Below are 8,164 nucleotides of genomic sequence, written 5' to 3' on the forward strand. Positions count from 1 at the left end.
CACATGGAGCTCGCCACTCGAATCCCCGAGCAGCATCCCCGCCGCGGCGATCGGCAACAACGTCATGGAGCTGTCGATGAGCTGCTGCGCCAGCTCGATGACGTCATAGTCCGCGACCAGTGTGTCCGCCAAGCCAACGAATGCGTTGGCTAAAAGTTCATAGCGATCCATCGCATTTCCCTTCCGGCCGAATCGTCCCACGGATGTCGCGGGGGTCAAGGTTCGAGGCTGTAAAAATTACTGAACCACCAATTCTTCGGGATCTGCGTCTGGATCCGGATCGAATCGCAACCGACGGTTCACCACGGCGTTGGCAACTTCGCTGAGCAGTCGGCCCTGCGCGTAGGCGAACGCCTGCATCCGAACGTAGGCCTCGTGGGCGGTGACTCCGAGCTGCGCGACGATCATGCCGGTGGCCTGATGCGCCTCCCTGGTGCTCAGCGGCTGGTCCCACCACGGCCCGAGGGACTCGGTGATCCGGCCGGTGCGGCCGACCGTGAGCAGGATCGCCGTCACCAACTCGGCGACGGCCAACGCGTCGGCGAAGTCCTTGGCATTCAACGACATGGCGTTGTTGCGGTAGAGATCTAGCACTCCGACCCGAATCGCGCCGATCTCCAGCGGCATCGAGTACAGCGCGCCGACGCCGGACTTGACGGCCTGTGCCGCGAAGGTCGGCCATGGCCCGCTCGGGTCCGAGAGATCGTCGACGATCACCGGACCGTTGGCAGCTGCCGCGTCGACCCCCGGGCCCTCGCCCAAGGTGATCTGCGCCCACTCCACCTGCTCGGCGACGCTGTCGCTGGCACACAACACTTCGAGGCCGGAGCCGGGGACGTACACGGAGATGGCGGCGCGCTGCACCGGAAGCACCCGAACGCACGCCTCGCAAAGCCGGGCAGGTTGTTGCTGCTCGCCCTCGAGTTGGCCCACCGCGGCCAAGAACCGGGCCCGCGCGCCGTGGGAATTGGCTGCGTTCACGCCGCACACCTCCACCTCACCGCGTCGGGTGAGTGGGCCCGCCGGTTGCGGACACGTGCACCAACATTGACACTACGGCGCACGACGGGAGGACGACAGTGTGCGACGCGCCGCGTTGTGGCTACCGCCGACAGTTCTCTGCCATCCAGGCATCGGTGAACTCGTGAATGTCGCGGATGCCGCTCGCGAGTTGGCCGGCAACGAACGCCGCGATCGGGCCGCCGATCACCGGAACGCGCACGTCGACCGTGCCCCTGCCCGCGAATCGCGAACCACCGGCCACGCGCGTCACGGTCAGTTCGCCGTGACCCGACACGGGGGCGCCAGGGGCGTCGACGGTGATCTTGCCGTGCAGGGTTCCGTCGACGGACGCGTGCCAGGTCGCGACCTCGACGATCCGGAGCGAGCCGCGGTGCAACCGATTCATCGGAGGAGGTAACTGCTCGACACCGAAGTGCGACGTCATCGTCACGGTGGTGATGCCATCGGCGTCGGTGGTCAGCGAATCCAGCGTCGGCCCTCCGTCGTTGAACCTGAGGAGTCTTGCCCGCCAGTATGTTTCATCGCGAAAAGTCGCGTGGATGCGTTCGGCCGCGTTCGGGGATTCGACGGTCAGGTCGAAGGAGCGCGGCACGACTGCAGGCTACCGTCACCGGCGCCGACGGCATTGCAATAGAGTCGTCGGTATGCGCTTCGGTCTGTTCATTCCGCAGGGTTGGCGACTCGACCTGGTGGACATCCCCACCGCGAACCACTGGCAGGTGATGCGCGACCTCGCGACTCACGCGGACGGCGGGGCGTGGGACTCGCTGTGGGTGTACGACCACTTCCACACCGTCCCGGTGCCGACCGACGAGGCGACCCACGAGGCGTGGTCGCTCATGGCGGCCTACGCGGCGACGACCTCGCGGATCAAGCTGGGCCAGATGTGCACCGCGATGAGCTACCGCAACCCCGCGTACCTGGCGAAGGTGGCCGCCACCACGGACGTCATCTCCGGTGGCCGGGTGCAGATGGGCATCGGCGGCGGCTGGTACGAACACGAATGGCGGGCCTACGGTTACGGCTTCCCGTCCGCGGGGGTGCGTCTGGCCAGGCTCGACGAAGGCGTGCAGATCATGCGGGACGCCTGGCGCGACGGCAGGGTGAGCTTCGAGGGCAAGCATTATCAGGTCGACGGTGCCATAGTCGCACCGAAGCCGTTGCAGGAGAATGGCATTCCGCTGTGGATTGCGGGCGGCGGCGAGAAGGTCACGCTGAAGATCGCCGCCAAGTACGCGCAGTACACGAACTTCACCTCTGAACCCGAAGGTTTCGTGCACAAGTCGAAGATCCTCGAAGGCCACTGCGCCGAGGTGGGCACCGACTACGGAGCCATCGTGCGGTCGGCCAACTTCAACGCCGTGGTCGGGTCCTCGGAGGCCGACGTGGCCGCCCGCGTCGAGAGGATCCGCGCCCGTCAGAGCGCCAAGGCGAACCCGGAGGCGGTCGAGGCCATGCTGTCGACCATGAGTTCGCCCGACTCCGCCAGCGGCACTCCGGAGCAGATCGTCGAAAAGCTCAGCAGGATGCGCGATCTGGGCTGCGAGTACGCGATCCTGTACTTCCCGGAGGCCGCGTACGACCGTTCCGGCATCGAACTGTTCGAGCGTGAGGTCATTCCAGCGTTGAGTTAGCGATGACTCAAGACGTTGACGACGTTGCCCGCCGGGTCCTCGAAGAAGAACCGCCGCACGCCCCATTCCTCGTCGGTCAGGGGGTGCACGATGCGCAGTCCAGCGGCCACGGCAGCCTGGTGCGCGGCGTCGACGTCGTCGACCTCGACCTCGACCGACACCGTGGGGTTGACCGTTGCGGTGAGATCCTCTGTCATCAAGCTGATCTGGTGGCTGCGATCGGGATCGGCCAGGGTGAGGATCCAGCCGTGGTTCATCACCTCGGTCAGGCCCAACGTCGCGACGTACGCGTCGCGGGTGGCGTCCAGGTCGGCGACGGTGAGGTTGGGCACTACCCGCCGCACCGTCATATCGCCGGGCCAAGAAGGTCGTCGGCGTCCTTGATGACGTACCCATAGCCCTGCTCGGCGAGGAACCGCTGCCGGTGCGCGGCGTAGTCGGCGTCCAGGCTGTCGCGGGACACCACGGAGTAGAAGATGGCGCCACCGCCGTCGGCCTTGGGACGCAGCAGCCTGCCGAGCCGCTGCGCCTCTTCCTGACGCGAGCCGAACGTGCCCGAAACCTGCACCGCCACACTGGCTTCCGGAAGGTCGATGGAGAAGTTCGCGACCTTGGACACCACCAGTGTCTGGATCTCACCGGTCCTGAAGGCCTGGTACAGGGATTCGCGCTCCGCGGTCTTGGTCGATCCCTGGATGATGGGGGCGTCGAGCTCGCGGCCCAGTTCGTCGAGCTGGTCGAGGTAGGCGCCGATCACCAGCGTCGGCTCGCCGACGTGACGGGCCAGGATGGACTTCACCACCGCGATCTTGGTGTGCGCCGTCGAGCACAGCTTGTAGCGCTCCTCCGGCTCGGCCGTCGCGTAGATCATCCGCTCGTTCTCGGTCATCGTCACGCGGACCTCGATGCACTCGGCAGGGGCGATCCACCCCTGCGCCTCGATGTCCTTCCACGGGGCGTCGTAGCGCTTGGGTCCGATCAGGCTGAAGACGTCGCCCTCGCGGCCGTCCTCGCGGATCAGCGTCGCCGTCAGGCCAAGCCGCCGCCGGGACTGGAGGTCGGCCGTCATCCGGAAGACGGGGGCGGGCAGCAGGTGCACCTCGTCGTAGATGATCAGGCCCCAGTCGCGGCTGTCGAACAGCTCGAGGTGGCGGTACTCGCCCTTGGTGCGACGGGTGATCACCTGGTAGGTGGCGATCGTCACGGGCCGGATCTCCTTGCGCTCACCGGAGTACTCGCCGATCTCCTCCTCTGTCAGCGAGGTGCGGGCGATCAGTTCACGCTTCCACTGCCTGCCCGCGACGGTGTTGGTGACCAGGATCAGCGTGGTCGCACCGGCCTTGGCCATCGCCGCGGCGCCGACGATCGTCTTGCCCGCGCCACACGGCAGCACCACCACACCGGAACCGCCCGCCCAGAACGACTCGGCCGCCATCTCCTGGTAGTCGCGGAGCTCCCAGCCGTCCTGGTCCAGCGAGATGGGATGCGCCTCACCGTCGACATAACCGGCCAGATCCTCCGCGGGCCAGCCGATCTTCAGCAGCATCTGCTTGATGTGACCCCGCTCGCTGGCGTGCACGATGATGGTGTCGTCGTCGATGCGGGCGCCGAGCATGGGGGCGATCTTCTTGTGCCGCAGCACCTCCGCGAGCACCGCGCGGTCCAGGCTCACCAGGACCAGGCCGTGCACGGGACTCTTCACCAGCTGCAGGCGGCCATACCGGGCCATGGTGTCGACGATGTCGACGAGCAGCGGCTGCGGCACCGAGTAGCGGGAGAACGACACCAGCGCGTCGACGACCTGCTCGGCGTCGTGTCCCGCCGCACGGGCGTTCCACAGCGCCAGCGGGGTGATGCGGTAGGTGTGGATGTGCTCCGGCGCACGTTCCAGCTCGGCGAACGGGGCGATCGCCGCCCTGGCCGCGCCCGCGAGCTCGTGGTCGACTTCGAGCAGCACGGTCTTGTCGGACTGCACGATCAAGGGGCCGTCAGTCATACGCGATGCCCCCCTGACGTTGAAGCGCTATTCGCTCTGTAAGTCATCTCACCCATTATCCCGGATCCGCCGACACGACCGACGTCACGCGGTGGATGGCGAAGTCCCTGACCCTGCCCGCGGCGGGATCGTAGGCGGTCAGCTGGCCGCCGCGGATGTTGATCGGCGCGACCACCCGCTGCGTCGCGACGCCCGCAGGGTCGACGTAGCCGATCACCACGGACTCCTGGCGGTGCGCTGCGCTGTGCAACTGAGCCATCGCCTCCGCGGGGTCCAGGCGCGTCCCGCCGGACGGCGTGGCGGCCACCTTGCGGAGCACGGCGACGATGGCACCCAGCGTCTGAAGCGTCGGGCCCTGCGGCGGACGGTAACCGCGGCGACGGATCGGTGCGGGCACCCGCGCGCCGCGGGAGCGGATGTCGACGACGGCGCCAGAGGAGTCCTCGGCGGCTGGCGCGAACCCCGCGGTCCGCAGCGCGGCCAGCACCTCGTTGATCGGCGACAGCGACACCGCGACGGTCGGCGCCAGCGCGCGCACGTCGAGTCGCTCGACCGCAGGGGCCGAGATCGCCTGGGTCAGCAGCGCGGGATCCTCGCACCGGACGAACGACGCCGCCATGCCGACGCGCAGTTGGCCGTGGCGGCGTGCCACGTCGTCAATCAGATACGTCAAGCCCTGCGGCACCGGTGTCCTCGAGTGCCTGGAGAAGAGCGTGTGTATCTCGCTGGCGCTGAGGCCGGTGTCGAGGGCACGCCGGATCGACTGCTCGCTGATCCGGTAGACCATCGCCGCGCCGGCCGACTCGACCGAGGCCACCGCCGACAACTGCTCGGCCAGAGCGCGATCGAGCGGTCCAGGCACGACGACGGTGAGATCGGCCTGCAGCAGGAAGTGGTCGATCGGCGCGGGCAGCACCTTCGCCATCGCCTTGACGACGTCGTCCTCGGGGGCTCCGGCCAGCAGCTTCCGGCTGGGGCTGGCGATCGCGCCCCTGCCGATCACGCCGACGGCATGAGCCTCGACGAGCAGGTCGGTCACCGGCTTGAGTTGAAGTCGCGCCGCCCACCTTGGCCGCCGCCACGTCATCGCACGCGATGCCCCCGCGGCGTCGACGCCCGTGCCTGGCGAAAGCTCGGCAAGTGTGGTCAACAGCAGGCGGCGGTCCAGTGGCGCCGCCGTCGAATACAGCGAATCCGAAAGGGCTCCATAGGGTTTCCCGTCGGGTCCCCGTTCGCCGATGAGGCCGGGTCTTGCGGGGACGTCGAGCCATGCCGAAGCGATCAGATGCCAACGCGCCGCGTTGGAGGATTCGACGAAGCGGTCGGCGGCGACGGTCGGCGCCCAGTGGGACCCGGTGCCGTCGGTCAGGTCGGGCTCCGGCACGCCCGACGCGATCAGCCCGGCGGCAGAGGCCAGCTCAAGGATGAGGCCGAGTCGGTGCTCGTCGACGCCGGTGGCCTTGGTCAGGCGCTTCAGCTCACGGACGCCGAGGCCGCCTGCGCGGAGTTCGGGGATCGGTGCGCTGGAGAGGGTTTCGACGACCAGGTCGATCTCACGCAGCAGGTCCAGTGCGGAACCGGCTGCGGCGGCGTCGACGTCGGAGGTGGAGGTGGTGGTGACCGCCGGATCGGGGGGAGTCAGTCCGACGGGGCCCGGTGAATCGCCGCGCATGACTTGACCGACGAGCCGGGGAAGGATGACCGTGTCCTCGTCGACCTGGCGCAGCAACCCGGCGGCGAGCAGGCGCTGGACCGGGCGCTCGGGTGGTGTGCCAGGCGCGGCGTCGCGGGTGCGTCCGATCGGCGATCCGTCGACGAGGCGCTCGAGCAGCTCGCGCTGGGGAAGGTCGACGGCGTCGAGCAGGTCGACGATCCGCTCGGCGTCGAGGCCTGCGGCCTCGAGGGTCACCTGGCCCGGATGCCACGGCAGTCCCGCTGCCGCCTCCGGTGCCACGCGCACGGAGCCATCGCCCCAGGCCAGCGCGCGGGCTCTCAGCTGGTCGACGGCGGCGGTCATGGCGCCCTCCTCGGACCGGTCGCCAATGAGCGCGAACATCTTGGTCAGCGGGACGCCGCCACCGTCGGCGCGCAACACCAGCAACGCGTCGAGCACGACGAGAGCCAGAAAGTCGAGCCCATCCGTCGCGGCCTTCACCGACTGCCGAGACTGCGCCCTGGCCGCCAGCGCTGCGATCGAACCCGGCGGCGGCTGAGCCAGATCCGGCCGTAGCTCGAGCAGCCGGACGAGCTGATCGTCGGTCAGCTCGGCCAGCCAAGCGCCCAGCGGCACGACGGGAGCTGATTCGGACATTGCCTACCAGCGTAAGCCAGCATGCCGAATCCAGCCCATGCCTGCAGCGCCGGTACATCCCCCGGTCGCTTCGCTCCAGCCCGCCGGTCTCGCCAGCGCAGGCCGGGCCTGCCACAATGTGAGGCGTGGCTGACAACAAACCGCAGAAGACCCGCTACGTCGACAACGGCTGGCCGGCCAGCGCCGAGGGCGACCACCCGGTCAGCGAGCTTGCCGCCGACCGTACCGGTGCGTTGTCACCGTTCGGGGACCTGACGTTCCCGTTGCCCGCGGAAGATCTGCCGTACACCCATCCGGTCACCGTCATCAACAGGTAGCCGTGACGGCCCGTGCCGATCGGCTGTCGCACCTGGACGACTCGGGGGCGGCGCACATGGTGGACGTGACCGCCAAGGACGCCACCAGACGCACCGCCGTCGCGACGGGAGTCCTGCGCACCCGCGCCGACGTCGTCGAGCTGATCGCGACGGGCGGGCTGCCCAAGGGCGACGCATTGGCCACCGCCCGGGTGGCGGGCATCCTCGCGGCCAAGCGCACCAGCGACCTCATCCCGCTGTGCCACCAGCTGGCACTGACGGGAGTCGACGTCGAATTCGCGGTCCGCACAACGGAAGTCGCGATTACGGCGACGGTGCGCACCACCGACCGCACCGGCGTGGAGATGGAGGCGTTGACCGCCGTCAGCGTCGCCGCACTCACGCTCTACGACATGCTGAAGGCCGTGGACCCGGCAGCGACCATCGACGGCATCGCCGTGCTGCGCAAGGACGGTGGCAAGACGGGCACCTGGGAGCGAACATGAGAACGGCGCGGGTGGTCATCGCCTCGACGCGTGCAGCCACGGGGGTCTACGAGGATCGCACCGGGCCCGTCATCGTCGACTGGTTGACCCAGCGCGGTTACGAGGTGCCCCCGCCCGTGGTGGTGTCCGACGGCATCGGAGTCGACCGCGCGTTGTTCGATGCGGTCGGCGAGCGGGTCCACCTGATCCTGACTTCCGGCGGCACGGGCATCTCGCCGACGGACGGGACGGCCGACGCGACCGCGAACATCGTCGACTACCAGATCCCCGGGCTGGCCGATGCCATCCGGCGGTCCGGGTTGCCGCACGTACCCACCTCGGTGCTGTCCCGCGGCGTCTGCGGTGTGCGGGACGGCACGCTGATCGTCAACCTGCCCGGCTCGCCAGGGGGCGTGAAG

The 8,164-nt window shown here is 68.7% G+C and carries 9 protein-coding genes; 4 read left to right on the plus strand and 5 right to left on the minus strand.

What is annotated here, in order from left to right; genetic code table 11:
- Window positions 1-237: 237 nt before the first annotated feature.
- Both ACRDUX_RS06355 and ACRDUX_RS06360 read right to left on the minus strand, forming a co-directional pair.
- A complete protein-coding gene (locus tag ACRDUX_RS06355) occupies window positions 238-981 on the minus strand; it encodes an ANTAR domain-containing protein (RefSeq protein WP_526412081.1) in 744 nt (247 codons plus the stop codon).
- A 121-nt stretch (window positions 982-1,102) separates the two neighbouring features.
- Window positions 1,103-1,615 carry a DUF2505 family protein gene (locus ACRDUX_RS06360; RefSeq protein ID WP_526412083.1) on the minus strand — a complete coding sequence of 171 codons (513 nt, stop codon included), beginning with the start codon at window positions 1,613-1,615 and terminating at the stop codon, window positions 1,103-1,105.
- A 52-nt stretch (window positions 1,616-1,667) separates the two neighbouring features.
- On the opposite strand from ACRDUX_RS06360, the gene ACRDUX_RS06365 reads away from it, so the two are divergent.
- Complete coding sequence (locus ACRDUX_RS06365; RefSeq protein ID WP_526412085.1) at window positions 1,668-2,657, plus strand: LLM class F420-dependent oxidoreductase; 990 nt, start codon at window positions 1,668-1,670, stop codon at window positions 2,655-2,657.
- On the opposite strand, the gene ACRDUX_RS06370 is transcribed toward ACRDUX_RS06365, so the two are convergent.
- From ACRDUX_RS06370 to ACRDUX_RS06380, 3 genes are read right to left on the minus strand one after another with little or no spacing between them, the layout of a single operon-like run.
- Complete coding sequence (locus ACRDUX_RS06370; RefSeq protein ID WP_526412087.1) at window positions 2,654-3,007, minus strand: VOC family protein; 354 nt, start codon at window positions 3,005-3,007, stop codon at window positions 2,654-2,656. The two genes, ACRDUX_RS06365 and ACRDUX_RS06370, sit on opposite strands and share 4 nt — an antisense overlap.
- Window positions 3,004-4,653: a DNA repair helicase XPB gene (locus tag ACRDUX_RS06375; RefSeq protein WP_526412089.1), complete on the minus strand. Its 1,650-nt coding sequence runs from the start codon at window positions 4,651-4,653 to the stop codon at window positions 3,004-3,006. The genes ACRDUX_RS06370 and ACRDUX_RS06375 overlap by 4 nt, the downstream gene beginning before the upstream one ends.
- A gap of 55 nt (window positions 4,654-4,708) precedes the next feature.
- Entirely contained in the window at window positions 4,709-6,964 is a 2,256-nt protein-coding gene (locus ACRDUX_RS06380; protein WP_526412091.1) for a helicase-associated domain-containing protein, read from the minus strand.
- Window positions 6,965-7,089: 125 nt separating this feature from the next.
- On the opposite strand from ACRDUX_RS06380, the gene ACRDUX_RS06385 reads away from it, so the two are divergent.
- From ACRDUX_RS06385 to ACRDUX_RS06395, 3 genes are all read left to right on the plus strand, one after another.
- Window positions 7,090-7,281: a hypothetical protein gene (locus ACRDUX_RS06385; RefSeq protein WP_526412093.1), complete on the plus strand. Its 192-nt coding sequence runs from the start codon at window positions 7,090-7,092 to the stop codon at window positions 7,279-7,281.
- Window positions 7,282-7,283: 2 nt separating this feature from the next.
- Window positions 7,284-7,766: a cyclic pyranopterin monophosphate synthase MoaC gene (gene moaC / locus ACRDUX_RS06390; protein WP_526412095.1), complete on the plus strand. Its 483-nt coding sequence runs from the start codon at window positions 7,284-7,286 to the stop codon at window positions 7,764-7,766.
- On the plus strand, window positions 7,763-8,164 hold a 402-nt coding region (locus ACRDUX_RS06395), incomplete at its 3' end, for a MogA/MoaB family molybdenum cofactor biosynthesis protein (RefSeq protein WP_526412096.1). The genes moaC and ACRDUX_RS06395, both read left to right, overlap by 4 nt.

The sequence above is a fragment of the Mycobacterium sp. genome, from assembly GCF_050701675.1.
Classification (GTDB): domain Bacteria; phylum Actinomycetota; class Actinomycetes; order Mycobacteriales; family Mycobacteriaceae; genus Mycobacterium.